Origin of the sequence: Dactylosporangium sp. NPDC000555, assembly GCF_040300025.1 — a bacterium.
GTDB lineage: Bacteria > Actinomycetota > Actinomycetes > Mycobacteriales > Micromonosporaceae > Dactylosporangium.
The window spans coordinates 39,648-66,557 of sequence record NZ_JBEPDB010000008.1 but is presented as its reverse complement, the minus strand read 5'-3'; the positions used below and the strand labels follow the sequence as shown (position 1 = coordinate 66,557).

Here is a 26,910-nt window from a genome sequence, read left to right as displayed (position 1 = left end):
CCTTACAGCCGTGGATCCACGGGCTCACTTTCACATGCGAGCACCGCGAAAACGAGCTGGTGCACCCGCCAAGCGGGCGAGCCGGCCGCCAGCAGGTCGAGCGCGGCCAGGCCAAGACCCTGCTCGCGCAGTGCCAGGCCGCGTTTGCGGCCGAGGTTGCGGTTGCGCAGCGTGGCGAGCCGTTCCGGCTCGGTGTAGTCCGGCCCGTAGATGATCCGGAGGTACTCCCGTCCGCGGCATTTGATCGCCGGCTGCACCCGTGGCCCGGCGTCGTGCGCGGGCTTGACGACCATGCCCTCGCCGCCCGTCCCGGTCAGCTCCAGCCACCAGCGCGTGACCGCCGCGACCCCGTCCGGGTCGGCGGGGTCGACGACCAGCCGACGGGTGGTCGTGAACAGCTCCGGTTCGGCCGCGACCAGCCGATCCACCAGCGCCAGGTGCCAGTCGTGCCCCTGTCTCGCATGGTTCGCACCCTCGGCCGCCAGCACGTGGAACGGCGCCACCCGGACACCGGCCAGGCCGTCGGTCGGCCAGCAGTAGCGCCGGTACACCTCCGCGAACGCCGCGATCGACGACTCCCGCGCCGTGAAGCGCCCGGCCAGGTCGCCGACGTCGATGCCGCGCCCGGCGGCCGCGACCAGCGCCGCGCGCGCCGCGGGCAGGGCGGCGCCGGCCGCGGCGGCCACGCTCGCGTACTGGTCGCGGATGAGCGGCTCGGCCTTCGCCGACCAGGGCAGGACCTCGGCGTCGAGCAGCAGCCAGTCGGTGCCGAGCTCGTCCCACAGCCCGGCGCGGCCGATCGCGGCGACGACCCGCTCGACCAGCGGGGCGGCGTCGGGGAAGAACGGCCGGCCGGTGCGGGTGTACACCGCTCCGGAGCCGTCGCGGCGCACGTTGAGCACCGCGCGCGACCCCATGTGCTTCTCCTGGCAGACGACCCGCGCCACGCCGGCCCGGGCATAGTCGGCCAGTGCCTCGACCGGGTGCTCGAGGTACCCCTCCTGGACCGAGGTCGACGCGGGCGCCATCGTCGGCGGGAGCCAGACCAGCCAGGCCGGGTCGACCGCGAACCGGCTCATGACCTCCAGCGCCGCCGCGGCGTTCTCGGCCGCGACCGTGACCCGCCCGGCCGGCGTCTCCAGGCTTCGGCGGCCGGTGACGTCGGCGAGGTCGAGCCCCTCGAAAGCCGAGCCCCCCGAGCCTCCCAGTCCTCCCGGCGCCGGGGCCAGCGGCCGGACCGGCGCGTAGTACTCCCGCTCGGCCGGCACCGATACCAGCTCGCGCGTGGGGTACCGCAGCGCGGTCAGCGAGCCGCCGAACACGCAGCCGGTGTCGACGCAGATGGTGTTGTTGACCCATTCCGGGCTCGGGGTGGGTGTGTGGCCGTAGACGACCATGGCCCGGCCGCGGTACTCGGTCGCCCACGGGTAGCGCACCGGCAGGCCGTACTCGTCGGTCTCGCCGGTGGTGTCGCCGTAGAGCGCGAAGGAGCGGACCCGGCCCGAGGCGCGGCCGTGGTACGCCTCCTTGAGCCCGGCGTGCGCGACGACGAGCCGGCCGCCGTCCAGGACGTAGTGGCTGATGAGCCCTTCCAGAAATTTCGCGGCATGTGCCGAGACATCCGGATCGCCGGCCAGCTGGGTCATGGTCTCGGCGAGGCCGTGCGTCAGCTGCACGTTGGCCCCGCGCAGCTTGCGCAGCAGCTTGGCCTCGTGGTTGCCGGACACGCACAGCGCGCTGCCGGCGTCGACCATGCCCATCACCAGGCGTAGCACGCCCGGTGAGTCGGGCCCGCGGTCGACGAGGTCGCCCACGAAGACCGCCGTGCGCCCCTCCGGGTGCGCCGCGCCGGCGGCGCGGCCCAGCGAGTCGCGGGTGATCGCGTAGCCGAGCTTGTCCAGCAGCAGCTCCAGCTCGGCCCGGCAGCCGTGCACGTCGCCGATTACGTCGAAGGGTCCAGCGAGCTCCCGGCGGTTGTTGAACAGCGGCTCGTACTCGATCGTGGCCGCGTCGACCTCGGCCACCCCGCGCAGCACGTGCACCTGCCGGAAGCCCTCCCGGGCCAGGCCTCGTAGCGAGCGGCGCAGGTCGCGGTGCTGCCGGGCGACCACGGGCCGGCCGAAGTCGCGGTCCGGCCGGGCCTGCGTGCGCGCCCAGCACTCGTCCTCCGGCACGTCCAGCACGATCGCGACGGGCAGCACGTCGTGCTCGCGGGCGAGGGCGACCAGCGCCTGCCGCGCGTGCCGCTGCACGTTGGTGGCGTCCACGACGGTGAGCCGGCCGGCCCGCAGCCGCTTGCCGGCGACGTAGTGCAGCGCGTCGAAGGCCTCGCCGGAGGCGGACTGGTCGTTCTCGTCGTCGGCGACCATCGCCCGGAAGGCGTCGGAGGACAGTACCTGCGTGGGTGCGAAGTGCCGCCGGGCGAACGTCGACTTGCCCGATCCGGACACGCCGACGAGCGCCACGAGGCAGAGCTCGGGAATCCTCACTTGCTGAACACCGCCATCTGGGTAGGCGCGCCGGCGGCCGGATCCTCGGGGCCGATGCCGGAGCGGGTGACCGTGTAGCCGTAGCCGGCCGCGACCTCGTCGCACCAGGTGCCGAACTGCGCGCGGTCCCACTCGAAGCGGTGGTCGGCGTGGCGCAGATGGCCGTGGGCAAGCCCCGGGTACAGCGCGTTGTACTCGACGTTCGGCGTGGTCACGACCACCGTGGCGGGGGCGGCGTGGCCGAACAGGCTCGCCGCGAGCGCCGGCAGCCGCGGCGGGTCGACGTGCTCGATCACCTCCATGAGCACCGCGGCGTCGAAGCCCTTGAGCCGGTCGTCGCGATAGGTCAGCGCGGTCTGCAGGAGCCGGATCCGGGCCCGTTGCCGCTCCGGGAGCCGGTCGAGGTGCAGGCGGCGGGCGGCCATCTCCAGAGCGACGGTGCTGACGTCGGCGCCGACGATCTCCGTGTACCGCCGGTCGCGCACGAGCTCGCCGAGCAGCGCGCCGGGGCCGCAGCCGAGGTCGAGCACCCGGGTCGCGCCGGACTCGGCCAGGGCGCGCAGCACGGCGGCCCGGCGTAGCTGGTGCAGCGACTCGGGGCGCGGCGCCGGCTCCTCCGGCAGCTCCGACATCTCCGAATGATCCGAGAGCCGGGCCAGCGCCGCCGAGGTCAGCGCCGCCCGGTGTGCCAGGTACCGCTTGGCGATGAGCGCCTTGCGCGGGTGTCCGGCGAGCCAGCCCGTGCCGGCTCGCAGCAGTTTCTCCACCTCGTCCGGGGAGACCCAGTAGTGCTTGGCGTCATCGAGGACGGGCAGCAGCACGTACACCTGGTTCAGCGCGTCGGCGAGCCGCAGCGTGCCGGTGAGGCGCAGGTCGACGTACCGGCTGGGCCCCCACTCGGGGTGCTGGGCGTCCAGCGCGATCGGCGTGGCCTCGACCGCCCAGCCCAGCGGCGCGAACAGCTCCTCCGCGCTGCCCTTGCAGCGCAGCGCCGGGATGCGCAGCTCGAGCGGGATCGGCGTGGCGGCGAGCTTGGGCCGGTCCCGGGAGTCCCCGCGCAGGGCCGAGCGCCACACCCGGCCCAGCGCCGCGGAGAGCAGGCTCGACGCCGCGTACGGCCGGTCGTTGACATGCTGGTGCAGCGTGAACGTCTCGCCCTGCTGCCGGGTGCGCAGCAGCGCCGGGTCGATCTCCAGCAGCAGCGCCGCGGTGCAGCGCTCCTCGCCGGCCTCCGGATAGAACACGTGGGCGCGGCCGGCGGAGACGCCGAAGGTCTGCAGCCGGTCGGGGTGCTTCACCAGCAGGTAGCCCAGATCGGTCGCCGGGCGGTGGGTGGTCGTGACGGTCAGCAGCACTCGTTCATCATGGCGGCCGAAAAAGCAACGGCCGAGGCAATTACCGCGGGCTAGGCTCGACCTATGGCGGTGGTGGCGACCGCACACTGGCACCGGCTCGACGACGGGCGGGTCCAGTGCGACATGTGCCCCCGCAACTGCCGGCTCCACGAGGGCCAACGCGGCTTCTGCTTCGTCCGCCGGCGCGAGGGCGACGAGATCGTCCTGACCACCTACGGCCGCTCGTCGGGGTTCTGCGTCGACCCGATCGAGAAGAAGCCGCTCAACCACTTCCTGCCCGGCTCGCCGGTGCTGTCGTTCGGCACGGCCGGCTGCAACCTCGGCTGCCGCTTCTGCCAGAACTGGGACATCTCCAAGAGCCGGGAGATCGACACGCTCGGCGCCGCCGCCGGCCCGGAACAGCTCGCCGCCGCGGCCGAGCGCCTGGGCTGCCGCTCCATCGCGTTCACGTACAACGACCCGGTGATCTTCATGGAGTACGCCATGGACGTCGCCGATGCCTGCCGCGAGCACGGGATCAAGTCGGTCGCGGTCTCGGCCGGCTACATGAACCCGGCGCCCCGCGAGGAGTTCTACCGGCACATCGACGCGGCGAACATCGACCTCAAGGCGTTCAGCGACCACTTCTACTCCAAGATCACGTTCGCCCGGCTGGACAGGGTCCTGGACACGCTGGAGTACCTGCGCGGTACCGACGTCTGGTTCGAGGTGACCACCCTGCTCATCCCCGGGCACAACGACGGCGACGACGAGCTGCGCCGACAGTGCGACTGGCTGCTGACCCATCTCGGCCCGGACGTGCCGCTGCACTTCTCCGCGTTCCATCCCGACTTCAAGATGCTCGACGTGCCGCCGACCCCGCCGGAGACCCTGCGCCGCGCGCGGCGGATCGCGCTCGATGCCGGGCTGCGCTACGTGTACACCGGCAACGTGTACGACCCCGACGGCCAGACCACGAGCTGCCCGGGCTGCGGCGCGGCGGCGGTCGTGCGCAACTGGTACGACCTGGTGTCCTACGCCATCACCGACGACGGCCGCTGCGCGGCGTGCGGCCACGCGATCCCCGGGGTGTACGAGGGCCCCGCGGGCGGGTGGGGAAGGCGGCGCCTGCCGGTGAGCATCGGTTGAGGCCGCCGGCCGTGGCCGGCAGCTTCTACCCGGCCGACCCGACCGAGCTGCGCGCCACGGTGGAGACGCTGCTCGACACGGTACGGCGCGAGGCCGGCCGCGTCGCCGACAGGGCGATCGCATACGTCGTTCCGCACGCCGGCTACCGCTGGTCGGGCCCGACGGCGGCGCACGTCTACGCCGAGCTGGCCGGCCGCGACATCGACCGCGTGGTGATCCTCGGCCCAGCTCACCGAGTGCCGCTGCGGGGGATCGCCGTGCCGGCCGAGGAGCGCTGGTCGACGCCCCTCGGCCCGGTCGACCTCGACGCCGGGGGCGCCCGGGACCTCGTGGCGGACGGCCTGGCCCATGCCGACGACGAGCCGCACGCGCTCGAGCACTCGCTCGAGGTACAGCTGCCGTTCCTTCAGGTCCTGGGGGTTTCCCGGGTGCTGCCGGTGTGCGTCGGGGCCGCCGGTGCCGACGCCGTGGCCGCACTGCTGTCGGTCGTCGCGGTGCCCGGCTCGCTCGTGCTGTGCAGCACCGATTTGTCCCACTATCTGACCCAGGAGGAGGCGCGGCGAACCGACGCGGCGACCGCCGACGCGATCGTACGACTGGAGCCGGAGCGGATCGGCGAGTGGGACGCGTGCGGGCGGTACGCGCTGCGCGGCCTGCTGGCGTGGGCGCGCGACCTACGCCCGACGGTCCGCCTGCTGCACCTGGCGACCTCGGCGGACGAGGGTGGCCCCGCGGAGCGGGTCGTCGGATACGCTGCCGCCTCCTTGTCGCGTGACGCTGCGTAGCGCGGCGAAATCCGCTGGGTGTCGCAATGTTCGGCCGGTCCCGATCCGTCATAGGGTCAAGACCGGCCGGGCTGGCGGCCGGGTCGGCGGAGGGGTCGGTTGACGTTCGAGGAGTTCGTCGAGGCGCGGCTGCAGGCGCTGCTGCGCTATGCGGTCATGCTGACCGGCGACCCGCACACGGCGCAGGACCTCGTGCAGGAGACGATGATCCGCGCGCAGTTGCAGTGGCGCCGGATCGCCGCCGCGGACCTGCCCGAGCGATACGTCAAACGCATGCTCACCAACGTCTACATCGACCTGCACCGCGGCTCGTGGCTGCGCCGGGTCGTCCTGCGCGGTGTCGACCTCGACGAAACCCTGGCGCCGCGCACGGTCGGCGATCACGCGGACGACCTGGCCGATCGCGACCAGATGTGGCTGTGGCTGGGCCGGCTGCCCCGCCAGCAGCGGGCGGCCCTGGTGCTGCGCTACTACGAGGGCCTGACCGACGGCGAGATCGCCGAGGTGCTCGGCCGCCCGGTCGGCACGGTCCGCTCGTGGATCTCCCGTGCCCTGAGCACGCTGCGCGCGCAGGTCTCGCCGGCCATGGCCGGCGGTGATACGCCGTGATGGATCAGCTGCTGCGCGACATGTTCGCCCGGCACGAGGAACTCGTCCCGGCCGCTCCGCCCGGCCTGCGCGCGGCGATCTTCACCGGCGCCCGCCGTCGGCGTGCCCGCCGCCGCTGGGCCTGGACCGGCCTGTTGACCGGTGTCCTCGTCATCGTCGCGCTGCTCGCGGTGCCGATCGCGCCGCTGCCCCGGCAGACGGCGCACCGGCAGGTCGCCGCGCCCCCGGCCCCGCTGCACCTGCTGCTCGTCGGCATCGACCGCACCGGCGAGGAGCCCGCGGCCCAGGTGCGCGCGGACGCGATGATGCTGGTGCACATCGATCCCGTGGCGCGCACCGCGTATGCGGTCGTGGTCCCGCGCGACCTGATGTTCGACCTTCCGGGCCTGGGCCGCCAGCGCGCCGACGGCGCCTACCTGGTCGGCGGCTACCGGTTCGCCGCGGACGCGATGGAGCGGCTGACCGGCGTGCACCTCGACGGCGGCGTGGTCGCCGACATCGCCGCGCTGGAGTCGATCACCGGCGCCGCCGGAGGGGTCGTCCTGTGCGTCGAGCGGCGCATCCAGTCGCGCCGTCTCGCCTACGACGGGCGGGGCGGCGTGACCGAGCCTGCCTACGGCCGCGCGCCCGTGGTCTACGAGCCCGGCTGCCGCCACTATGACGCCCGCCAGGCCGTCGACTACCTGCGCGAGGCCGCGGGCGCCGGCGACGAGCGCGCGCTGCGTCAGTATCTGATCGCCCTGGCCGCCGCGGCGTCCGATCCAGCCCGGCTGCCCGCGCTGCTCGCCGCGGTGGGTGCCGGCGTCGAACTGCACCTCGGCGCCGGCTCGCTCGCCGGCCTGGCCGGCACGCTGCGAGCCATCGACCCGAGCCGGGTGTCCGGCCTTCGCCTGCCGTCGACCCGGTTGGGCACCGGCCGGGCGCCCCTGCCCGACGGCGACGGCCTCTACGACGCGCTGCGCACCGGCCGGGTCGGCCCCTGGCTGGCCGCCCACCCGCAATATGCGGTCTGACGGTCGGCGCCCGGGTCAGTACTCGTCGTTGAGATCGACCTCGCGGTCCTGCTCGATGGCGTCGTACTCGTTGGCGTCCCACGGGCGCGAGTGCGGGGTCTGCGGGCGTTCCAGCGGGTTGGCCGGCAGGGCCTGCTCGGCGGCGTCCGCCGGCGAGGCCTCCGGGTCCCGCACGTCGGGGTCGAGGCGGTCGTCGACGGTCAGCAGTTCCTCGTCTGGGTGGGTCATCGCCGGGGCTCCCTGTCGCTCGTGGTCTCCCGTGGTCTTCGCGCTTCGGGCTCCGTTCGGGCCGCTCTCAACCGTACGACTGTTCCGGCCGGTTTGCCTCCGGGCCGCGCAATTCTCTGCCTAGTCCCCCTCCCGGGCGGGCACGTCACCCGGCGTCGAGCGGTCCGTGCCGCTGCGAGATACTCCTGGTAGGACAGCGCGGTCCGCATGGAGCCCGTGTCTGTCGGCTCCAAAACCGCACGATCCACATAGTCAAGGAGCGCCGTCATGCCCATCGCCTCGTCCGATGTCTACGCCGAGATGCTCGACCGCGCCAAGGCCGGCGCGTTCGCCTACCCGGCGATCAACGTCTCGTCGTCGCAGACGCTCAACGCGGCGATCCGTGGTTTCGCCGAGGCCGAGAGCGACGGCATCATCCAGGTCTCGACCGGCGGCGCGGAATACCTGTCCGGCCCGACTGTCAAGGACATGATCACCGGCTCGGTCGCGCTGGCCGCGTTCGCGCACGAGGTCGCGAAGAAGTACTCGGTCAACATCGCGCTGCACACCGACCACTGCCCGAAGAACAAGCTCGACGGCTTCGTCCGCCCGCTGCTGGCCATCTCCAAGGAGCGCGTCGCCAAGGGCGAGGAGCCGCTGTTCCAGTCGCACATGTGGGATGGCTCCGCGGTCCCGCTGGCCGAAAACCTGGAGATCGCCGAGGACCTGCTCGCGGAGGCCGCCGCGGCCAAGGTGGTCCTGGAGATCGAGGTCGGCGTCGTGGGCGGCGAGGAGGACGGCGTCGTCGGCGCGATCGACGAGAAGCTGTACACCACCGTCGAGGACGGCCTGGCCATGGTCGAGAAGCTCGGCCTCGGCGAGAAGGGCCGCTACATGGCCGCCCTGACCTTCGGCAACGTCCACGGCGTCTACAAGCCGGGCAACGTCAAGCTCCGCCCGGAGATCCTCAAGCAGATCCAGGACGCGGTCGGCGCCAAGTACGGCAAGGACAAGCCGCTGTCGCTGGTCTTCCACGGCGGTTCGGGCTCGCTGCTGTCGGAGATCCGCGAGGCGCTGGACTACGGCGTGGTGAAGATGAACATCGACACCGACACGCAGTACGCCTTCACCCGCCCGGTCGCCGGCCACATGTTCGCCAACTACGACGGCGTGCTGAAGGTCGACGGCGAGGTCGGCAACAAGAAGGCGTACGACCCGCGCTCGTGGGGCAAGCTGGCCGAGGCCGGCCTGTCCGCCCGCGTGGTCGAGGCCTGCGAGCACCTGCGCTCGACCGGCACCGCGCTCAGCAAGTAAGGCGCTCGACCCTCTCGTCGTACGAAACGGCCCGGCTGGAACCAGCCGGGCCGTTCTGCTGTATGCGCACCGCGCCTGCTCGTCCGCGTGCGCACCGCCTACTCGTTGAGGAAGTTGAAGTAGCCGCCCGCGCTGATCGGGCTGGTGATGCTGTTGGTGACGTCCACGATCGTCACCGGGCAGGTGCCGGCGTAGACGCCGGTGCCGAGGCCGTCGACGTCGTTGCTGACGTCGGGCGTCGTCACGGTGAGCGTGGTACCAGCGGCGTTGATGGCGGTGACCGTGCCGGCGGTGTTGCAGAAGTTGACCTTCCAGGTCGGCGTTCCGGTGTAGTCCGCGAGCGTCTTGCTGAAGTTCGCGCCGGTGACGATGGTGCTGACCGGCGCTTTGATCTTGCCAGAGGTCACGCTCAGCGACGTGACGGTTGGCGCGGCGACGACGCTGACGCCCGTGTCGGTGGACGAGAAGGTCTTGCTCACGCCGTTCTGGGTGACGGTCAGGCTCGAGTCGTTCGCCGACATGCCGGCGCCGGTCTTGAAGGTCAGGTAGTTGCCGACGGCGGGCGCGGTGGTCGTGGTGGCGAGCACCTGGGTGCCGCTGCTGTCGTAGACCTTGAGCTCGGTGACGGGCTTGCCGCCGAAGGTGACCCCGAGGCCGGCCGAGGCGCGGGGGTCGAACGCGTAGTTGGCGTCGGCCTTCACCCGGACGGTCTGCCCGCCACTGGTGACGAACCGGGTGATCTGGTTCGCCGCCAACAGCAGCGCGCTGTTCTCATTGATGACCGGTTTGTTGCTCACGGCCGCGATCGCCGGCGGGGTGACGAAGTACAGGCCCCCGGTCTTTCGCACAGTGTTGTTGCCCGCGAAGACGATGTCGATGTTGTCGCCGGTCGGTGCGGTGGTGGCCGGGCAGCCGCCGGTGGGCGTCTTGACCGCGATCGTCGTCGCGCTGGTGACGACATACGAGGAGATGTTCTGGCAGTCGGGGTCCGCGCCGAGGTTGACCCCGGTCACGAGCGCCTCGGACAGCGTCTGCCCGGCGACGGTGAGCAAGAGCACCTGCTTGTCGGTGCCGGCGGCGATCTTGCCGGTGGTCGGCGAGGTGATCGTGATGGTGCCGGGCAGCGTGGCGCCGTACGCCACGTGCGGCAGCCCCGCGACGATCGCGGCCGTGGCGGCGCTCGCGCTCACGCTCAGCGCGACGGCGCGTTTTCGCCAGAATCGGTGGAGCGGCATCTGCGTCGGGTCCTCTCTGGTGCGGTACGGCAGCATGTGCCGCCGTCCCTACGCGTGATGACTCAACGTAACAGTTGCGTTACTCATCGTATTGGCAAATTGCCCTCAGTCAGGTGGTCAGAATTTCGGCGGCCTCCGCCACGTCGTCGGTGATGTGCAGCAGCGGACGCAGGTCGCCGACCGGCGAGGCGGCGAGCAGCGGCTCGAGCAGCCCGCGGATCGGCAGGCGGTCGGTCCAGTGCCGCACGTCGAGGAAGACGAACGGGCCGCTCGTGCCGTCGGTGGCGTAGAACGACTTCGTCGCCGCCTGGAAGACCTCCTGGACCGTGCCGGCCATGCCCGGGGCGAACACGATGCCGCCGCGCGACAGGCGCAGGATCGTGTCCTCGCGGATCGCGTTGGAGAAGTACTTCGCGATCTTCGCCGCGAACAGGTTGGCCGGCTCGTGGCCGTAGAGCCAGGTCGGGATCGCCAGGCCGCCGCGCCGGGCCCAGGTGACCGCGTCGCCGTTCGCCCGGCTGGCCGGGCCGGTCAGCGCGTATGAGGCGGAGTCCGGTGTGGGCGGGACGGGGTCGGCGAAGCTGTCGCGTATGGCCAGGGCCGCCTGTGTGTAGGGATCGTGATCGTGGAAATCGGGCGCCTTCGCCAGCGTGTCGATCGCCTCGCACAGCGTGTCGAGCGGGTGGTCGGCCAGGAATGCCCCGAGATTGGCGGCCTCCATCACGCCCGGGCCGCCGCCGGTGACGACCAGGCGGTCGGCGCGGGCCAGGCGCCACGCGAGCTCCGCCGCGCTGCGGTACTCCGCCGCACCGCGCAGCGCCGCGTGCCCGCCCATGATGCCGATCGCCGCCGCCGGCCCGCGCGCGGCGATCCACCCGGCGGTCACGTTGGCCAGGGCGTTGTCGATGCCGGAGTCGTGCATGCGCTGCGCGACCGCCTCGCGGATCTCCGGCGTCGCGCCGCCGGTGGCGCGGAAGTGCCGGTAGACGGTGGTGTCGAACATGCCATCGAAGCCGTCGGAGACGAAGCCGGCGGCGAGGTCCGCCGGGCCGTACAGCTGCGACGGGTGCGTCGGATACGGGATGCCGGCGAACTCGGGGACCACGACCGCACGGCGCAGCATCAGGTCCACGACACGGTCGAGATCGGCGAAGTGGCAGCCGATGAAGAGTGCGTCGGCGACGTCCACGGTGGACAGGTCGACGGCGGCGAGGTCCAGGCCCTGGATGATTTTGCCGGCCAGGGTGTTCCGGTCGAGGTGGAACCGCAGCTCCTCCGGCGACTCGATCTCGTCCGGCGAATGGTCGTGCAGGGCGACGACGTCAGGGGGTGGCGGGGTCGGCACGCGTACATCCTTGCAAATGGACACCACTGGGACGTGCGCACAAAGGGCGATGGCCCGATCCCGAGGATCGAGCCATCGCTAACCGGGTCCTGGGGAGGCTCCGGACCTTTATTTGTAGTACGCGCAGTGGGTGTGCACACCCCCCCGTGCGCTGGAACGCGGCCTCAACCGTTCAGCCAGGCCGCCTCTGATGTAATTGCGGCATGCCGAACCTGCTGCCCGAGCCCGCGCCCACCCTGCTCCCCGCCGATCCGCACGCCGCCGAGCTGCTGGCCAAGGCCGACACCGAAGAGGCGGTCAAGGCGGTCGCCGGGGCGATCCCGGCCTACAGCGCCGCCTGGGCGCGCCTGGCCGAGCTGGCGCTGGCCGCCGGCGAGCCGGTGACCGCCTATGCGTACGCGCGGACCGGGTACCACCGCGGCCTCGACCAGCTGCGGCGCAACGGCTGGCGCGGCGCCGGCCCGATCCCGTGGGCGCACGAGCCCAACCAGGGCTTCCTGCGCGCGCTCCACGCGCTCGGCCAGGCCGCCGGGGCGATCGGCGAGGCCGAGGAGGCCGAGCGGTGCGCCACGTTCCTCAATGACAGCGACCCGGCCGCCACCGCCGCGCTCGCCGGCTGACCTCCGGTCACAGCCTCCCGGACACGGCTCTCACAGGCCCTCGGACACGGCCGCCGCGACCTTGAGCCAGGCGTCGCGGCCGGCCGTGGACAGGCCCGGGTAGCGGATCGGCTCGCCGGAGTCGATGAACCGCTCGTAGGGCACGATCAGCACGGTGCGGGTCCGGGCCGCGAAGTGCCGGGTGATCGCGGGCACGTCCACGTGGCGCCGGCTCGGCGGCATCGACACGACCGTCACCGCCTGGCGCACCAGCCGCTGCCGGCCGTGCTGCTCCAGGTGGTCGAGCATCCGCGAGGCGGTCTCGGCCGAGTCGTTGCGCGCCGACATCGTGACCACGAGCTGGTCGGTCGCGTCGATCGCGGCCTGCCAGTTCTCCGCGCGCACGTTGTTGCCGGTGTCCACCACGATCAGCTTGTAGAACCGGCTCACCACGTCACGGATCTCGCCGAACGCGTCGGCGGTCAGCATCTCGCCGGCCGTCGCCGACTCGTCGGAGGCGAGCACGTCGAACATGCCCTCGCCCTGCGCCCGCACGTATTGCGACAGGTCGCCGACGCGGCCCTGCGCGCCCCGGAAGTTTCCCATGTCGTGCAGCAGGTCGCGCACGGTGCGGGTGTGGAAGTCCTGCTGGGCGCGCATGCCGAGGGTGCCCTGGGTCTCGTTGTTGTCCCAGGCCAGCACGTATCCGCCGCGCTTCTGCCCGAATGTCATCGCCAACAGCAGCACGGCCACGGTCTTCCCGGCGCCACCCTTCGGGTTGACCACGGTCACCTGGCGCAGCCCACCGAAGTTGCGGCGGACCATCTCGACTTCCTTCCGGTGCTCCATCTCCCGCCGCCCGGGCGGCAGCGTGACGAGCCCCAGCGTGCCCTTGGACAGCGCCGCCCGCACGCCCCGCGAGGCGACCGGGTCGGCGGGCCGAGCCTGCCGGCGCCGGGCGAACTCCTCGGCGGTCGGGGTGCTCCCGTCGTGCCAGTGCTCCCGCGGCAGCGGGGGCAGCGGCGGTACCGCGGGCGGTGGCGGTGGCCCCTGCGGCGGTGGCCCCTGCACCGGAGGTCTTTGCAACGGCGGAGCTTGCGTCGGCGGTCCTTGAGGTGGCGGTCCTTGAGGTGGTCGCGGCGGCGGAAAGCCTTGCGGCGGTCCCTGGGGTGGGGGCGGATAAGGGTGCGCCGGCGGGGCCTGTGGCGGGCCGGAGACCGGGCCGGGCAGCGGCGGTCCCGAGACGGGCTTCCGGGGCACCGGGAACGCGGGCGGCGGCCCCGCGAGCGGCCCGCCGACCGGAATGCCGCCGGACACCGGAATGCCACCGCCGCCGGAGACCGGGATCGCGCCCGAGCCGGACACGGGGATGCCCCCGCCGCCCGGCGAGGACACCGGCTCACCGCCGGTCGGCACGTGCGGCACCGGCCGGCCGTGCTGCGGGCCCGGCCAGCCGTCGAGGCCGTGCTGCGGGCTCAACGGGGCGTCGGGGTGCCCGGGCTGTCCACGGTCGTCGGGCTGGTTCGCTTGGCCGGCATCGCCTGTTTGGCGCGAGTCTGTTTGGTGCGAGCCCTCGCGGACCGGCCACGCCGGCGGTTCCACGCTGCCGGGCGGCTGCGACCACGGCGAGCCGACATGCTCGGGGCCGGGCTGTGCCGGCGACCCACCCCGCCGCCCGTCGATGTTCTCGTCCGGCGGCCAGACCATGTCGTTCACGATCGCTTCCCTCCCCACGGTGCGCTACCACCGTATGCGACGGGTCCGCCGTACGGCACGTCTGTAGGGGACAGGGACGCGAAGGGCCCTATGGTACGTAGACGCCCCAGGCGCCTCGCTCCATCCACCACGATCGCTTGCGGGTGAGCGTGCCCTCCACGCCGTCGTCGACGAACGGCACGTCGGCCCGGGGCGAGATGGCGACGGCCCGGCCATGGGCGCGGCGGACCTGGATCTCCACGCGCGGGCGGCGGAAGAGCCCGCGGGAGGCGACTGGCACGGCGACCGCCACGTCGAGCACGCCGTCGTCCATGGCCGGCGCGGCGACCAGCGGCAGGCCGTCGACGGTCGCGTATCGCGCGGCGTTGGCGACGACCGACATCAGCACCGGCTCGGTCCCGTCGGCCAGCACGGCGTCGTCGACCTCGACACGGGCCAGGTAGGTGCCCGCGGAGCCGCCGGCGTCCACGCCGCCCAGCAGGGCGCCGTCGAGCGTGATCGAGCCGCCGTCGTTGCGCAGCAGGTCGAGGCGGCGCACCCGGCCACCCAGCACCGCGGCGGCGACGTCGGCGGGGGCGCGCGGCAGGCCCAGCCGGGTGGCCAGATCGGTCGGGTCGGGGCCGAGCGGCAGGACGCCGATCGGCGGCAGGTCGGGGAGGGTGCGGTCCTCGGAGAGCGTCTCGGGGCGCTTGCTCGGCGCCGGGGCGTACATCCGCACGAGCCGGCGCACGACGGCCCGCAGCTGTCCGTCGGCGGCGGTGGCCACGATCAGCCGCGACTCGGGCAGCGCCCGCAGCGCCGCGTCGATCTCCGCGTCGTCGTGCGCGACGACCGTCCGGACCTCGGCGGTAGCCGTGCGCAGCGCGTCGCGGCAGGCAAGAATGGGAGTACGGGTGCCGCACGCGCCGTTTTCACAGGCACACTGCGAGTCGTCGCCGAGCGCGAGCAGCACGATGTCGACCACCGTTGTCAGCCTGCCTTTCCGAAGGTTGTTAGCCTGGCATCCGGGCGAACTCGGGTCGCCCGACCTTGGAGGGGCGAGCAGACATGCCAGCGATCGTGCTCCTCGGCGCACAATGGGGCGACGAGGGCAAGGGCAAGGTTACCGACATGATTGGCGGCGACGTGGACTACGTCGTGCGCTACTCCGGCGGCAATAACGCGGGTCACACGGTGGTGACACCCGATGGGCAGAAGTTCGCCCTTCATCTCATGCCGTCCGGTGCCCTATGGCCCAACGCGGCCATCGTGATCGGCAACGGGGTCGTGGTCGACCCCAAGGTGTTGCTGGCCGAGATCGACGGGCTGGCCGAGCGCGGCGTCGACGTGTCCCGCCTGATGATATCGGGTGACGCACACCTCATCATGCCGCACCATCGGGCGCTGGACCGGGTGGTCGAGCGCTACCTCGGCTCGTCCCGCATCGGCACCACCGGCCGCGGCATCGGGCCCGCCTACGGCGACAAGGTCGCGCGCATGGGCATCCGGGTGCAGGACCTGCTCGACCCGGGCATCCTGCGCAAGAAGCTCGAGATCGTGCTGCGTGAGCGCAACCAGGTGCTGTTCAAGGTGTACAACCGCAAGGAGATCGACGTCGACGCGGTGGTCGAGGAGTATCTGACCTACGCCGAGCGGCTCCGCCCGTACATCACCGACACCCGGCAGGTCCTGTGGCGGGGCCTGGAGGAGGGCCGGACGGTCCTGCTGGAGGGCGCCCAGGCGACCATGCTCGACATGGACCACGGCACCTACCCGTTCGTGACGTCGTCCAACCCGACCGCCGGCGGCGCCTGCGTCGGGGCGGGCATCCCGCCGACCGCGATCACCCAGGTCATCGGCGTGACCAAGGCGTATACCACCCGCGTCGGCTCCGGCCCGTTCCCGACCGAGCTCTTCGACGACAACGGCGTCCATCTGCGCAAGGTCGGCCGGGAGTATGGCACGACGACCGGTCGCGAGCGGCGCACCGGCTGGTATGACGCCGTGGTCGCGAAGTACGCCACCCGGCTCAACGGCATCACCGACCTGGTCGTGACCAAGCTCGACGTGCTCTCGGGCCTGAAGACAGTGCCGATCTGCGTCGGCTACGAGGTCGACGGCAAGCGCACCGACGACATGCCGATGACGCAGACCGAGTTCCACCACGCCACGCCGGTGTACGAGGAACTGCCGGGCTGGTGGGAGGACATCTCGCAGGCCCGCGCGTTCGAGGACCTGCCGGCCAACGCCCGGCGGTACATCGAGCGGATCGAGGAGCTCGCCGGTACCCGCGTGTCCATCATCGGGGTCGGGCCCGGCCGGGAGGAAAACGTGGTCCGGCACGAGCTGCTCTAGTCCGTCCGACTAGTCTGCTGCAGTGCGTGTACTTCTCATCGGTACCGGCGGCCGCGAGCACGCCCTCGCCGCCGCCCTGACCGCTGACCCGGCCGTGACCGCCCTGATCTGCGCCCCCGGAAACCCGGGCATGGCAGCGCTGGGCGAGCTTGCCGACGTCGACCCGCTCGACCCGGGCGCCGTCGCGGCGCTCGCCGTGGAGCTGGCCGCCGACCTGGTGGTCGTCGGGCCCGAGGCGCCGCTGGTGGCCGGGGTCGCCGACGCGGTACGTGCGAAGGGCATCCCCTGCTTCGGCCCGTCGCAGCAGGCGGCGCAGCTGGAGGGCTCGAAGGCGTTCGCCAAGGACGTGATGCGCGCGGCGGGCGTGCCCACCGCGCGTTCGTTCCTGTGCACCACGCCGGAGGAGCTGGCCGCGGCGCTGGACGAGTTCGGGCCGCCGTACGTGGTGAAGGACGACGGGCTCGCGGCCGGCAAGGGCGTCGTGGTCACCGACGACCGCGAGGCCGCGCTGGCCCACGGCGTGGCCTGCGGGCGGGTCGTGGTCGAGGAGTATCTCGCCGGCCCCGAGGTGTCGCTGTTCGTGGTGACCGACGGTGTGGCCGCGGTACCCCTGCAGCCGGCCCAGGACTTCAAGCGCATCTTCGACGGCGACCGCGGCCCCAACACCGGCGGCATGGGCGCCTACTCGCCACTGCCATGGGCGCCGCCGGACCTGGTCGAGCGCGTCATGGCGACGGTGGTCCAGCCGACGCTGGCCGAGATGCGGGCCCGCGAGGCGACGTTCAGCGGCACGCTCTACGTCGGCCTGGCGCTCACCGCCGACGGACCCAAGGTCATCGAGTTCAACTGCCGCTTCGGCGACCCGGAGACGCAGGCGGTGCTGGCCCGGCTGGAGACCCCGCTGGCCGGCGTGCTGCACGCCGCCGCGGTCGGCAAGCTTGCCGAGGACCCGCCGCTGGCGTGGCGCTCCGGCGCCGCCGTCTGCGTGGTTCTGGCCAGCGCCGGATACCCGGAATCGGCCCGCAAGGGCGACGTGATCACCGGCGCCGACGGCGTGCCGGGCGTGCTGCACGCCGGCACCGCCCGCACCGCCGACGGGGCCCTGGTGACGGCCGGCGGCCGCGTGCTGACCTGCACCGCGCTGGGCGCGAACCTCGCCGAGGCCCGCGACGCCGCCTATGCCCTGGTGCGCGGTGTCGACTTCGACGGCGCCCAGTTCCGCACCGACATCGCGCTCGCCGCGGCGGAGGGAAGCATCGTCCTGCCGTAGGCAACCCCGCGCGTCGCTGGTCAGCGGATGTAGGTGCCGGAGATCGCGCGGGACACCACCAGGCGCTGGATCTCGCTGGTGCCCTCGAAGATGGTGTAGATCTTGGCGTCGCGGTACCAGCGCTCGACGGGGTGTTCGCGCAGGAAGCCCGCGCCGCCCAGGATCTGCACGGCCTTCTCGGTCACCGCCACGGCCACCTCGCCGGCCTTGAGCTTGCTCATCGAGCCCTCGCCGGCCTCGAACGGGCGGTTGTTGCGCCCCATCCAGGCGGCGCGCCACACCAGCAGGCGGGCGGCGTCGATCTCCATGCGCATGTCGGCAAGCGCGAACGCGATGGCCTGGTTCTCGATGATCGGCCGGCCGAACTGCACCCGCCCCTTGGCATACTCCAGCGCGTACTCGTATGCGGCCCGGGCCACCCCGAGCGCCTGCGCGCCCACGGCGGGGCGGGACAGCTCGAACGTGCGCATCGCCGCTTGACCCTGCGCCCTGCGGCCCTCGCGGGCCCGGGCGAGCCGCTCGTCGAGGACGTCCTTGCCGCCGAGCAGGCACGCGCCGGGCACCCGTACGTCGTCGAGGAACACGTCGGCGGTGTGCGAAGCGCGCAGGCCAAGCTTCTTGAGCTTCTTCGCGCCGTCGAGCCCGGCGGTGCCCGGCGGCACGACGAACGCCGCTTGGCCCCGCGATCCGAGCCCCGGCTCGACGTTGGCGGTCACCACGTGGACGTTGGCGATGCCGCCGTTGGTGGCATACGCCTTCTGGCCGCTGAGGACCCACTCGTCGGTGGCCTCGTCGTAACGGGCGCGGGTGCGCATCGAGCCGACGTCGGAGCCGGCCTCGGGCTCGGTGGTGCAGAATGCGGCCACCTTCGGGTCGGCGGCGTCACCGAAGCACTGCGGGACCCACTCGACCATCTGGTCAGGGGTGCCGTTGCCGTAGATGGCGGCGACGGCGAGGCTCGTGCCGAAGATGGCCATGCCGATGCCGGCGTCACCCCAGAACAGCTCCTCGTTGGCCAGGCACAGCGAGAGGCCGGACGGGTCCGCCCAGGCGTTGGCGAGGAACTCGAAGCCATACAGGCCGACCTTCGCGGCCTCCCGGATCACCGGCCACGGCGTCTCCTCGCGGGCGTCCCACTCCGCGGCGACCGGGCGCACGACTTCGGCCGCGAAGCCGTGCACCCAGTCGCGGAGGTCCCGCTGTTCCTCGTTCAGGTCGAGCGAGAACTCGGGCATGGATCAGGCCTTGGGAATGTCGAAGAGGTTCGCGATGTTGGCGGCCAGGCCCAGGTCGCCCTTCGCCTTGAGCTTGCCGGTCATGAACATCATCATGGGGTTGCCTGCGCCGGAGACGACCTTGAGGAAGTCGACCGGGCCGACGGTGATCGAGAGCTTCGGGCTCTGGTCCGGGCTCGGCGACAGCTTGCAGGCGCCGTCGGCGATGACCAGTTCGTAAGCGTCGGTGCCGCCGTCCGCCGCGCCGGTGATGTTCCAGTGGATGATCGCGTTGGTCGAGCCGGCGCGGTCGGGCCGGAACAGCTCGGGGAACCGGGAGAAGATCGTGTCCAGGACGGTCTTGCGCTGGGGGCTGCTCATGATCTCGGCCAGCCGGGAGTCCGGCGTGCTCTTCACGAGCTGCGCGAACTGCTTCGGGTCGATGCTGGTGAAGTCGCCCAGGGCGTCAAGATCGGTCATGGTGTGTCCTCCGCAGATATTAAGCTACTCATGCGTAACCTTACGCACGAGTAAGTAGGGTGGCAAGATGCTGAAACGGCTTCCGCGCGTGGTCCGCGAGCAGCAGATGCTCGACGCCGCGGTGAAGGTCTTCTCCAACCGGGGCTTCCATGCGGCGTCCATGGACGAGATCGCGGAGTTGGCCGGCATTTCCAAGCCGATGGTGTACGCCTACCTCGGCGCCAAGGACGAGCTGTTCCTGGCCTGCCTGCAGCGCGAGGCCACACGCCTGATGGAGGCGGTGGCCGGTGGCGTGCGCCCGACCGCCCGCCCCGACGAGCAGCTGTGGAACGGGCTGCGGGCGTTCTTCGCGTTCGTCGGCGCGCACCGGGACGGCTGGCGGGTGCTCTATCAGCAGGCCCGCAGCGAGCCGCGCTTCGCCGGCGAACTGGCCGGCATGCGCACCCGGATCGTGGAGGTGGTCGCCGGGCTGCTGGAGGGCGCCTGCGCGCAGGCCGACCTCGCGAGCCGGACCCGGACACCGGCCCGCCCGGACGACTTCCTGGCGATGGCCTACGCCTACGTGGGCGCGGCCGAGTCCCTCGCGGACTGGCTCGCCGACCACGAGGAGGAGGATCCGGAGCAGACGGCTACCCGGATGATGAACTTCGTCTGGGTCGGCGCCGACGCGCTGTTGCAGGGCCGCGTCTGGCACACGGACCGGTCTCAGGCCGGATAGCCCACCGCCGGTATCCACGACAGGCCGACGGCGAAGCCGATGCCGAGCAGGACCAGCGTGCCGACGACCGTTGCGATCTGTGTGGCGTTGCGGTGCTCGCGCGGGGCGTAGGCGAAGCCGGCGGCCACGATCCCGCCGATGATCAGCCCGCCGATGTGGCCCTGCCAGGAGACGCCTCTGATGCTGAACGACAGCACCAGATTGAAGATGAGTACCGGGACGATACCGGCGACGCTGGCCCGCATCTTGCGCAGCACCACGATCATTGCGGCGAAGAGGCCGTAGACGGCGGTCGAGGCGCCGGCGCTCTGCACGTTGGGGCCGGTCAGCATGAAGGCCAGCACGTTGCCGCCGAGCCCGGCCAGGAGGTACAGCGCGAGGAACCGCAGCCGGCCCAGCGCCGCCTCGAGCGGCCGGCCGAGCACCCATATGGCCCACATGTTCAGCAACAGGTGGACCAGGCCGTAGTGCAGGAACATCGCGGTGAACAGCCGATACCATTCGCCGTCGGCGACGGCGTTGTGTGCCACCCGCACGCCGGTCTGGGTGGCCCAGTAGGGCACCACCGCGCCCCAGTCGTTGAGCGGGGTCGAGCCACCGAGCAGGCCGCCCATCCCACCGCCGCCGAGCCCATGGGCCGCATTCCGGCCGGCGCTGATGATGCCGGCGATGAAGATCAGCACGTTGACGACGATCAGCGAGATCGTCACCGTGCCCTCGGCGCCGGTGCGGGCGCCGCCGAACGCGGTCCGAGCCTGGCGCTGCGTCTTGGTACCCTCGCGGACGCAGTCCGGGCACTGGAAACCGACCGAGGCCTCGTTCATGCAGTCGGGGCAGATCGGCCGGTCGCAGCGGGTGCACCGGACATACGTCTCGCGGTTTGGGTGCCGGTAGCAGACGGGGACCACGTTCGCCGGCGGCTGAGTCATGCTGACAAGGTTAGCCAGGCATTGTCGTGGCTCACCCGGGGCTCGCTACGCGGTGCGCTCGATATCGACACGCTGGATGACGATGTCGTCCACCGGGCGGTCCATCCGACCCGTCCGCGCGGTCGAGATCTGGTCGACGATCTTGCGGGAATTCTCGTCGGCGACCTCGCCGAAGATCGTGTGCTTGCCGTTGAGGTGCGGCGTCGGGCCGACCGTGATGAAGAACTGCGACCCGTTGGTGCCCTGCCCGAAGCGGATGCCGGCGTTGGCCATGGCCAGCAGGTAGGGCCGGTTGAAGGACAGCTCCGGGTGGATCTCGTCATTGAAGTTGTAGCCCGGGCCGCCCGTGCCGGTGCCGGTCGGGTCGCCGCCCTGGATCATGAAGTTGGCGATGACGCGGTGGAAGATGACGCCGTCGTAGTACGGCCCCTTGCCCCCCTCGCCCGTCCGCGGGTCCGTGTATTCCTTGGTGCCCTCGGCGAGCTCCACGAAGTTGCCCACGGTCTTCGGCGCGTGGTTGGGGAACAACTCAAGCCGGATGGGACCGACGTTGGTGTGCAGCGTCGCGAACAGTTGCTCGGCCACCAGTTCTCCCTTTCCTTGGTGACATTCTGTCATCACCGTATCCGACGTCGATTCTGGCGGATCCGGGTGTACGGGCGGCCGGTTCGTTGCAGGATGACCCGGAGCGGACCTGCTCCTGAGGTTCTCCCTGGTCGGATCGGGGTAACCAGGGACGGACGGGTTTCCGCGCCTCAGGAGGTGGAGCAAGTGTTTCGACGTCGTCAGGTGCAGACGCACAGCCGGCTCGTACGGGACGAGCTCGGGGAAAGCCTCGATCACCTGCGAATGGCCGCGGCGCACGCCGCCGATGGCGCTTCGGGCGCCTTGGCGCCGCGCGTCGACGCCGCTCGCAGGGCCATGAAGCCGCATCTGGAGAGCGGCATGAGCCGTGCCAAGGGCGGCGTGGACACGGTCATGATCATCGCGCGGGACCGCTCGCGGCTGGCCGGCCGCAAGGCGGCCAAGATGGGGCGCAAGGGGAAAGTCGGCATGATGAAGAACGGGCAGGGGTCATCGCGGCGCTGGCCGAAGATGATCGGTGGGCTTCTGATGGCGGGCGCCGCCGTCGGCGTGGCGAGCGCGATGCTGCGCCGACGCCGCGACCAGCAGAGCTGGGACGAGTACGGCGCGACCCGCACGACGAGTGACAGCGGCTCGATGCTCGAGTCCGCGAAGTCCACGATGGACGCGGGCATGGACAAGGCCCGGACGATGGGGGAGGCGGCCAAGGACCGCGCCTCCGACCTGATCGGCCACAAGAGCACCAACACGGGCCCGAGCGGCAGCGGGGAGCACGAGAAGTCCCCGATGTCGCAGGCCGCGTCGAAGAACAGCCGCTCTTGAGACCTGTTTCATGACTGGGGTGGGAGCGAGGCGAAGTCCAGATTTGGCCTCGCCTCAGTCATGAAACGGGCCTCAGGGCGCGTTCGCGTAGGTGGGCCGTCCCCGGCCACGGGGGACGGCCCACCTACGCCCACCGTCTACAACCAGCCGCTGCGGCGGAACCCCCAGAACAAGGCCGCCGAGCCACCGACCATCAGCGTCATCACGCCTGGATAGCCGAAGACCCAGCGCGTCTCGGGCATGAAGTCGAAGTTCATGCCGTAGATGCCCGCGATCGAGGTGACCAGGGCGGCGATGGCGGCCCACGCGGCGATCTTGCGCATGTCGTTGTTCTGGTCGACGCTCACCTGCGCCAGCCGCGCCGCGAGCACCGAGTTGATCACGTCGTCGAGGTAGAGCACCTGCTCGACCGCGCGGGCGAGGTTGTCGCCGACGTCGCGGAAGTATCGGCGGATCTCGTCCGGCACGTCGGCCAGCTGCCCGGTCACCAGCCCGGACATCGGCCGCTGCAGCGGCAGCACCGCCCGCTTGAACTCCATCAGCTCGCGCTTGAGCTGGTAGATGCGCTGGATGCGGTCGGCGTCGCGACGCCCGCCGCGCTGCGGGTTGAACACCTGGTCCTCGACCGCGGCGACGTCCTCCTCGATTCCCGTCGCGACCTCGACGAGCATGTCGACCACGCTGTCGGCGACGGCGTAGGCGACGGCCCAGGGCCCGCGGGCCAGCACCTCCTGCCGGCGCTCCAGCCCGGAGCGGACCGGGGCGAGCCGGCTCGCGTCGCCGTGCCGGACGGTGATGACGAAGTGCTCGCCGATGAACATCAGCACGTCGCCGGTCTCGACCACCTCGCTGGTGTCGGTCAGCTCGTCGTGTTCGACGTACCGGGCGGTGCGCATGGTCAGGAAGGTCATGTCACCGTACCGCTCGACCTTCGGCCGCTGCCGCGACTGCACCGCGTCCTCGACGGCCAGCTCGTGCAGCTGGAACGTCTCCGCGATCGCGGCCATCTCGGCCGCCTCGGGCTCCTTCAGACCGATCCACACGAAGCCGTGGTGCCGCCGGGCGGTCTGCAGCGCCTCCGCGTAGTTGCGGTTGCCCGGCTGGCGCACGCCGTCGATGTACAGCGCGCAGTCCACGATCGCGCTCTGCTCCGGCGGCTGCGCGGCGGACTTGGCCGCCAGTGGCGTGGAGCTGTTGAGCATCCGCGACATGGCCCGCACCGGCCGGGACAGCGCGCGCTGCAGCGGACGGGTGCCGGAGTGTTGATCGTCGGCCATCTCGACCTCCCTGTGTGGAGCGAGGTCGGCCCGCGGGGTGCAAACTTCCGCCCGAAAGTTGGCACCGGGCGGGCCGACCGCAGGTGGGGGGGGTGGGGGCGCGGTCGGCCCACCCGGTGCCGTTGGGGGCGGGGGGTGATGCCTGCAGCGCGATTCGCAAAGCGCGCCGGGCTGGATTTTGATCCATCCGGTACCGCCTGGGGAACCACCCCCACCATCACGTTTTGGTGTCAGCTTGCTTGGACTTGCCGCCGACGGGACGTGAATGGCCTCAGCCGGCCCTGCGCACCGCCTCGATCGCCGCCGCGAGGCGCTGGACGCCCTCGTCGACCTGATCCGTGAGGACCGCCGAGAACGCGAGCCGGACCGAGTGCCGTCCGCCCTCGAGCAGGAAGTCGCTGCCCTTGACCACGGCGACGCCGAAGTCCCGGGCCGCCACCTTCTCCAGCTCCGTCGTGTCGACGTCCTCGGGCAGCTCCACCCAGAGGAAGTAGCCGCCGTCGGGCTCGACGAACGTCGCGTCCGGGATGTGCTTGCGCAGCCCCTCGGCCAGCAGCCGGGCCCGCTCGCCCAGCGTCGCGGACACCGTCGCGATCGAACGCTCGATGTCGCCGTTCACGCAGAACTGGTGCGTGATCGCCTCGGCCACCATGCTCGGCGAGATGTAGAGGTTGGTGGCCCGCTTCGCGATCGCGGCGATCGTCTCCTGCGGACCGACCAGGTAGCCGACCCGCAGGCCGGGCGCGATGGTCTTGGTGAACGAGCTCGCGTGCACCACGACGCCGGCGGTGTCCTGGGACAGCATCGTGGGCAGCTTCTCGCCCCGCCAGCGGATGTCCGCGTAGGGGTCGTCCTCGAAGATCGTGAACCCGTACTGCTCGGCCAGCCCGACCAGCGCGCGGCGCTTCTCGGCCGACAGGGTCACGCCGGCGGGGTTCTGGAAGTTCGGGATGATGTGCGCGAGCCGCGGGCGGACGCCGCTCTCCAGCAGAGCGCGCAGTTCCTCGACGTCCAGGCCGTCCTCCCGCACCGTCACCTGGTGCACGGTGGCGCCCAGGTTGCGCAGGTTGAGCAGGGTGCGGTCGTAGGTCGGCTTCTCCACGACCACGACGTCGCCGGGCTTGACCAGGTGCTCGAAGAGCAGCGCGTCGGCTTGCAGCGAGCCGTTGGTCACGATGACGTGGTCGGGCTCCACGCCGTGCTTCGCCGCGATCCACGAGCGCAGCGGAAGGTAGCCGACGGACGTGCCGTAGGCGGTGATGCCGGCCGGGTCGGCCTCGAAGGCGCGTACCGCGGCCGCCTTGAGCCCGTCGATGTCGATGATGTCGAGACTCGGCGCGCCACGGGCGAAAGAAATCAGCTGCATGGTGGCAGCCTACGCAGCCGCGCGGCCGCCGTTCAGCCGAGTTCCCCGCCCGCCACCTGGGGCGACGAAGGCCCTGACCGGCGTTTTTCCGGTGCGGCGACCCCGCCGGGGCCGATTCCGCGTCGCGGACCGACGATCACGCCAGGATTGTCGTCTGAACCCAGACACGAATGATGTCGCGCACAGAGATCACCCCGAGCACGTCGTCGCCGTCGAGGACCACCAGGTGGCGGAAGCCGCCGCGGACCATGGCGGCCGCGGCCTGCTCGATCGTCCACGAGGGGGTCGCGTAGACAACCTCCCACGTGATGTGGTCGGCGGTCCGCTCGACGTCGGGGTCGAGATCGGTGCCGATCGCGTTGAGGATGTCCCGCTCGGTGATGATGCCCACGCCGGCACCGTCCGGGTCGATCACGATCGCCGAGCCGACCTTCCGCCCCGACATGAGCGCGGCGGCCTGACGTAGGGTGTGGTCCGGGCCGAGTTGGACGACGGCCGTGGACATGGCTTCGTGAACCTGCATGGCGCATCAACTCCTCGCAAGGCACGGTACGGACATCGTCTCGCTTCGGAGACGAACTCTCAAGAGTTGCTCACCCGGCAAGGCGCCCGCGATACAGTTGCACGACGTGCGGTTTCTCAAGGACCAGACGCCTGGGCACGATCTTACCTACGACGATGTCTTCATGGTGCCGAGTCGCTCGGCCGTGGAGTCGCGGATGCAGGTCGACCTCACCACGCACGACGGCAGCGGCACCACGATCCCGATCGTCGTGTCGAACATGACCGCCGTCGCCGGTCGGCGCATGGCCGAGACCGTCGCCCGCCGCGGCAGCCTCGCGATCATCCCTCAGGACATCCCGATCGACGTCGTCGCCGAGGCGGTCTCCTGGGTGAAACAGCGACACCTGGTGTACGACACCCCGATCACCCTCGGCCCGGCCGAGACCGTCTCCCTCGCCCTGGACCTGCTGCCCAAGCGGGCGCACGGCGCGGTGATCGTGGTCGAGGACGGCCGCCCGATCGGCGTGGTCACCGAGAGTGACTGCACCGACGTCGACCGCTTCACCCAGCTGGGCAGCGTCATGTCACGCAACCTGCTCACCCTGCCCGACGACGCGACGCCCGAGGAGGCGTTCAACCGGCTGGCCGCCGGCCACCACAAGCTGGCGCCGGTGATCGACCCGGCCGGCCGGCTCGTCGGCATCCTGACCCGCAACGCCGCGCTGCGCGCCACGCTCTACTCCCCGGCCGTCGACGCGGAGGGCCGGCTGCGCATCGGCGCCGCGATCGGCATCACCGGCGACGCGGCCGGGCGCGCGGACAAGCTCATCGCCGCCGGCGTCGACGTGCTCGTGGTCGACACCGCGCACGGCCATCAGGAGCGCATGATCGGCACGCTGCGGGCGGTGCGGGCGCTCGGCCCGGCCGTGCCGGTGGTGGCCGGCAACGTGGTCACCAGGGAGGGGACCGCCGACCTGCTGGCCGCGGGGGCCGACATCGTCAAGGTCGGCGTGGGGCCGGGCGCCATGTGCACCACCCGGATGATGACGGGGGTCGGCCGCCCGCAGTTCTCCGCGGTGCTCGAGTGCGCCGCCGAGGCGCGCCACCACGGCGGGCACGTGTGGGCCGACGGCGGGGTCCGCCACCCGCGCGACGTGGCCCTGGCCCTCGCCGCCGGCGCCTCCAACGTGATGATCGGCTCCTGGCTGGCCGGCACCCACGAGTCGCCCGGCGACCCGCGCCGCGACCCCGACGGCCGGCTCTACAAGGAGAACTTCGGCATGGCCTCGGCCCGCGCGGTGAGCCGCCGCACGGCCGACGACACGGCCTACGAGCGCGCCCGCAAGGCACTGTTCGAGGAGGGGATCTCCTCCTCCCGGATGTACCTCGACCCGCGCCGCCCCGGCGTGGAGGACATCCTCGACGAGATCGTGGCCGGGGTGCGCAGCGCCTGCACCTACGCGGGCGCCGCCGACATGGCCGAGTTCGCCGAGCGCGCGACGGTCGGCGTGCAGAGCGCCGCGGGTTACGCGGAGGGTAAACCTCTCGACGTGAGCTGGTGATTGCGGCAAAAGTCGGATGGTCCGGTCACACGCAGGTCACGTAAGGTGCCTCTC

The 26,910-nt window shown here is 71.6% G+C and carries 25 protein-coding genes; 11 read left to right on the top strand and 14 right to left on the bottom strand.

Annotated elements, in window-relative coordinates; all coding sequences use genetic code 11:
• Window positions 1-2 precede the first annotated feature (2 nt).
• On the bottom strand, window positions 3-2,489 hold the full coding sequence (locus tag ABT297_RS07910; protein ID WP_350546011.1) for a polynucleotide kinase-phosphatase: 2,487 nt from the start codon (window positions 2,487-2,489) through the stop codon (window positions 3-5).
• Complete coding sequence (locus ABT297_RS07905; protein ID WP_350546009.1) at window positions 2,486-3,844, bottom strand: 3' terminal RNA ribose 2'-O-methyltransferase Hen1; 1,359 nt, start codon at window positions 3,842-3,844, stop codon at window positions 2,486-2,488. Before ABT297_RS07905 ends, ABT297_RS07910 begins: the two co-directional genes overlap by 4 nt.
• A 63-nt stretch (window positions 3,845-3,907) precedes the next feature.
• Here ABT297_RS07905 and amrS point away from each other — a divergent pair, with 63 nt between their 5' ends.
• From amrS to ABT297_RS07885, 4 genes are all read left to right on the top strand, one after another.
• The gene (gene amrS / locus ABT297_RS07900) at window positions 3,908-4,972 is read left to right on the top strand and encodes an AmmeMemoRadiSam system radical SAM enzyme (protein ID WP_350546007.1); all 1,065 of its coding nucleotides are present in this window, start codon (window positions 3,908-3,910) and stop codon (window positions 4,970-4,972) included.
• Window positions 4,969-5,757, top strand: a complete 789-nt coding sequence (gene amrB, locus ABT297_RS07895) for an AmmeMemoRadiSam system protein B (protein WP_350546005.1) — start codon at window positions 4,969-4,971, stop codon at window positions 5,755-5,757. Before amrS ends, amrB begins: the two co-directional genes overlap by 4 nt.
• 99 nt (window positions 5,758-5,856) lie before the next feature.
• Window positions 5,857-6,366 (top strand): SigE family RNA polymerase sigma factor, encoded by a 510-nt coding sequence (locus ABT297_RS07890; RefSeq protein WP_350546003.1) that lies wholly within the window; start codon window positions 5,857-5,859, stop codon window positions 6,364-6,366.
• Window positions 6,366-7,379 carry an LCP family protein gene (locus ABT297_RS07885; RefSeq protein WP_350546150.1) on the top strand — a complete coding sequence of 338 codons (1,014 nt, stop codon included), beginning with the start codon at window positions 6,366-6,368 and terminating at the stop codon, window positions 7,377-7,379. Before ABT297_RS07890 ends, ABT297_RS07885 begins: the two co-directional genes overlap by 1 nt.
• A 15-nt stretch (window positions 7,380-7,394) precedes the next feature.
• Here ABT297_RS07885 and ABT297_RS07880 read toward each other — a convergent pair whose 3' ends face one another.
• Complete coding sequence (locus tag ABT297_RS07880; protein ID WP_350546001.1) at window positions 7,395-7,607, bottom strand: Rv3202a family protein; 213 nt, start codon at window positions 7,605-7,607, stop codon at window positions 7,395-7,397.
• A gap of 267 nt (window positions 7,608-7,874) precedes the next feature.
• Here ABT297_RS07880 and fbaA point away from each other — a divergent pair, with 267 nt between their 5' ends.
• The gene (gene fbaA / locus ABT297_RS07875; protein WP_350545999.1) at window positions 7,875-8,900 is read left to right on the top strand and encodes a class II fructose-bisphosphate aldolase; all 1,026 of its coding nucleotides are present in this window, start codon (window positions 7,875-7,877) and stop codon (window positions 8,898-8,900) included.
• 98 nt (window positions 8,901-8,998) lie between these two features.
• Here fbaA and ABT297_RS07870 read toward each other — a convergent pair whose 3' ends face one another.
• Both ABT297_RS07870 and ABT297_RS07865 read right to left on the bottom strand, forming a co-directional pair.
• On the bottom strand, window positions 8,999-10,135 hold the full coding sequence (locus ABT297_RS07870; protein WP_350545997.1) for a hypothetical protein: 1,137 nt from the start codon (window positions 10,133-10,135) through the stop codon (window positions 8,999-9,001).
• Window positions 10,136-10,244: 109 nt separating this feature from the next.
• Complete coding sequence (locus tag ABT297_RS07865; RefSeq protein WP_350545995.1) at window positions 10,245-11,480, bottom strand: LOG family protein; 1,236 nt, start codon at window positions 11,478-11,480, stop codon at window positions 10,245-10,247.
• 203 nt (window positions 11,481-11,683) lie between these two features.
• Between ABT297_RS07865 and ABT297_RS07860 the strand changes: the two genes are divergently transcribed.
• Window positions 11,684-12,100, top strand: coding sequence for a DUF3151 domain-containing protein (locus tag ABT297_RS07860; RefSeq protein ID WP_350545993.1), 417 nt, complete (start codon window positions 11,684-11,686; stop codon window positions 12,098-12,100).
• 30 nt (window positions 12,101-12,130) lie between these two features.
• On the opposite strand, the gene ABT297_RS07855 is transcribed toward ABT297_RS07860, so the two are convergent.
• Complete coding sequence (locus ABT297_RS07855; RefSeq protein ID WP_350546149.1) at window positions 12,131-13,786, bottom strand: chromosome partitioning protein; 1,656 nt, start codon at window positions 13,784-13,786, stop codon at window positions 12,131-12,133.
• A gap of 97 nt (window positions 13,787-13,883) precedes the next feature.
• Window positions 13,884-14,759, bottom strand: coding sequence for a diacylglycerol kinase family protein (locus ABT297_RS07850; RefSeq protein ID WP_502885519.1), 876 nt, complete (start codon window positions 14,757-14,759; stop codon window positions 13,884-13,886).
• Window positions 14,760-14,842: 83 nt separating this feature from the next.
• On the opposite strand from ABT297_RS07850, the gene ABT297_RS07845 reads away from it, so the two are divergent.
• Both ABT297_RS07845 and purD read left to right on the top strand, forming a co-directional pair.
• On the top strand, window positions 14,843-16,129 hold the full coding sequence (locus tag ABT297_RS07845; RefSeq protein ID WP_350545991.1) for an adenylosuccinate synthase: 1,287 nt from the start codon (window positions 14,843-14,845) through the stop codon (window positions 16,127-16,129).
• A gap of 22 nt (window positions 16,130-16,151) precedes the next feature.
• Window positions 16,152-17,399, top strand: a complete 1,248-nt coding sequence (gene purD, locus ABT297_RS07840) for a phosphoribosylamine--glycine ligase (RefSeq protein ID WP_350545988.1) — start codon at window positions 16,152-16,154, stop codon at window positions 17,397-17,399.
• Between the two features lie 20 nt (window positions 17,400-17,419).
• On the opposite strand, the gene ABT297_RS07835 is transcribed toward purD, so the two are convergent.
• Window positions 17,420-18,634, bottom strand: coding sequence for an acyl-CoA dehydrogenase family protein (locus ABT297_RS07835; protein WP_350545986.1), 1,215 nt, complete (start codon window positions 18,632-18,634; stop codon window positions 17,420-17,422).
• A 3-nt stretch (window positions 18,635-18,637) separates the two neighbouring features.
• On the bottom strand, window positions 18,638-19,093 hold the full coding sequence (locus ABT297_RS07830) for an SCP2 sterol-binding domain-containing protein (RefSeq protein WP_350545983.1): 456 nt from the start codon (window positions 19,091-19,093) through the stop codon (window positions 18,638-18,640).
• A gap of 67 nt (window positions 19,094-19,160) precedes the next feature.
• Here ABT297_RS07830 and ABT297_RS07825 point away from each other — a divergent pair, with 67 nt between their 5' ends.
• Window positions 19,161-19,811 carry a TetR/AcrR family transcriptional regulator gene (locus tag ABT297_RS07825; protein ID WP_350545980.1) on the top strand — a complete coding sequence of 217 codons (651 nt, stop codon included), beginning with the start codon at window positions 19,161-19,163 and terminating at the stop codon, window positions 19,809-19,811.
• Here the strand turns inward: ABT297_RS07825 and ABT297_RS07820 are convergent.
• Window positions 19,799-20,740 carry a rhomboid family intramembrane serine protease gene (locus ABT297_RS07820; RefSeq protein WP_350545977.1) on the bottom strand — a complete coding sequence of 314 codons (942 nt, stop codon included), beginning with the start codon at window positions 20,738-20,740 and terminating at the stop codon, window positions 19,799-19,801. The genes ABT297_RS07825 and ABT297_RS07820 overlap by 13 nt on opposite strands.
• A gap of 45 nt (window positions 20,741-20,785) precedes the next feature.
• On the bottom strand, window positions 20,786-21,325 hold the full coding sequence (locus ABT297_RS07815; RefSeq protein WP_350545975.1) for a peptidylprolyl isomerase: 540 nt from the start codon (window positions 21,323-21,325) through the stop codon (window positions 20,786-20,788).
• Window positions 21,326-21,502: 177 nt separating this feature from the next.
• On the opposite strand from ABT297_RS07815, the gene ABT297_RS07810 reads away from it, so the two are divergent.
• The gene (locus tag ABT297_RS07810) at window positions 21,503-22,147 is read left to right on the top strand and encodes a hypothetical protein (protein ID WP_350545973.1); all 645 of its coding nucleotides are present in this window, start codon (window positions 21,503-21,505) and stop codon (window positions 22,145-22,147) included.
• Between the two features lie 137 nt (window positions 22,148-22,284).
• Here ABT297_RS07810 and ABT297_RS07805 read toward each other — a convergent pair whose 3' ends face one another.
• The 3 genes from ABT297_RS07805 to ABT297_RS07795 all read right to left on the bottom strand — a co-directional run bounded on the left by ABT297_RS07805 (window position 22,285) and on the right by ABT297_RS07795 (window position 25,313).
• Window positions 22,285-23,424, bottom strand: a complete 1,140-nt coding sequence (locus ABT297_RS07805) for a magnesium and cobalt transport protein CorA (RefSeq protein ID WP_502885518.1) — start codon at window positions 23,422-23,424, stop codon at window positions 22,285-22,287.
• Window positions 23,425-23,695: 271 nt separating this feature from the next.
• A complete protein-coding gene (locus ABT297_RS07800; RefSeq protein ID WP_350545971.1) occupies window positions 23,696-24,790 on the bottom strand; it encodes an aminotransferase-like domain-containing protein in 1,095 nt (364 codons plus the stop codon).
• 136 nt (window positions 24,791-24,926) lie between these two features.
• Window positions 24,927-25,313: a CBS domain-containing protein gene (locus tag ABT297_RS07795; RefSeq protein ID WP_350545968.1), complete on the bottom strand. Its 387-nt coding sequence runs from the start codon at window positions 25,311-25,313 to the stop codon at window positions 24,927-24,929.
• Between the two features lie 106 nt (window positions 25,314-25,419).
• Here ABT297_RS07795 and ABT297_RS07790 point away from each other — a divergent pair, with 106 nt between their 5' ends.
• Entirely contained in the window at window positions 25,420-26,856 is a 1,437-nt protein-coding gene (locus tag ABT297_RS07790; RefSeq protein ID WP_350545965.1) for a GuaB1 family IMP dehydrogenase-related protein, read from the top strand.
• Window positions 26,857-26,910 lie beyond the last annotated feature (54 nt).

Excerpts from the sequence above, each read along its gene's own strand:
- ABT297_RS07885 (WP_350546150.1), top strand. The coding sequence starts at position 6,366 with ATGGATCAGCTGCTGCGCGACATGTTCGCCCGGCACGAGGAACTCGTC.
- ABT297_RS07795 (WP_350545968.1), bottom strand. The coding sequence starts at position 25,313 with ATGCAGGTTCACGAAGCCATGTCCACGGCCGTCGTCCAACTCGGCCCG.
- ABT297_RS07800 (WP_350545971.1), bottom strand. The coding sequence starts at position 24,790 with ATGCAGCTGATTTCTTTCGCCCGTGGCGCGCCGAGTCTCGACATCATC.
- ABT297_RS07870 (WP_350545997.1), bottom strand. The coding sequence starts at position 10,135 with ATGCCGCTCCACCGATTCTGGCGAAAACGCGCCGTCGCGCTGAGCGTG.
- ABT297_RS07820 (WP_350545977.1), bottom strand. The coding sequence starts at position 20,740 with ATGACTCAGCCGCCGGCGAACGTGGTCCCCGTCTGCTACCGGCACCCA.
- ABT297_RS07835 (WP_350545986.1), bottom strand. The coding sequence starts at position 18,634 with ATGCCCGAGTTCTCGCTCGACCTGAACGAGGAACAGCGGGACCTCCGC.
- ABT297_RS07860 (WP_350545993.1), top strand. The coding sequence starts at position 11,684 with ATGCCGAACCTGCTGCCCGAGCCCGCGCCCACCCTGCTCCCCGCCGAT.
- ABT297_RS07855 (WP_350546149.1), bottom strand. The coding sequence starts at position 13,786 with ATGGTCTGGCCGCCGGACGAGAACATCGACGGGCGGCGGGGTGGGTCG.
- ABT297_RS07825 (WP_350545980.1), top strand. The coding sequence starts at position 19,161 with ATGCTGAAACGGCTTCCGCGCGTGGTCCGCGAGCAGCAGATGCTCGAC.
- ABT297_RS07880 (WP_350546001.1), bottom strand. The coding sequence starts at position 7,607 with ATGACCCACCCAGACGAGGAACTGCTGACCGTCGACGACCGCCTCGAC.
- amrS (WP_350546007.1), top strand. The coding sequence starts at position 3,908 with ATGGCGGTGGTGGCGACCGCACACTGGCACCGGCTCGACGACGGGCGG.
- fbaA (WP_350545999.1), top strand. The coding sequence starts at position 7,875 with ATGCCCATCGCCTCGTCCGATGTCTACGCCGAGATGCTCGACCGCGCC.
- ABT297_RS07845 (WP_350545991.1), top strand. The coding sequence starts at position 14,843 with ATGCCAGCGATCGTGCTCCTCGGCGCACAATGGGGCGACGAGGGCAAG.
- ABT297_RS07830 (WP_350545983.1), bottom strand. The coding sequence starts at position 19,093 with ATGACCGATCTTGACGCCCTGGGCGACTTCACCAGCATCGACCCGAAG.
- ABT297_RS07805 (WP_502885518.1), bottom strand. The coding sequence starts at position 23,424 with ATGGCCGACGATCAACACTCCGGCACCCGTCCGCTGCAGCGCGCGCTG.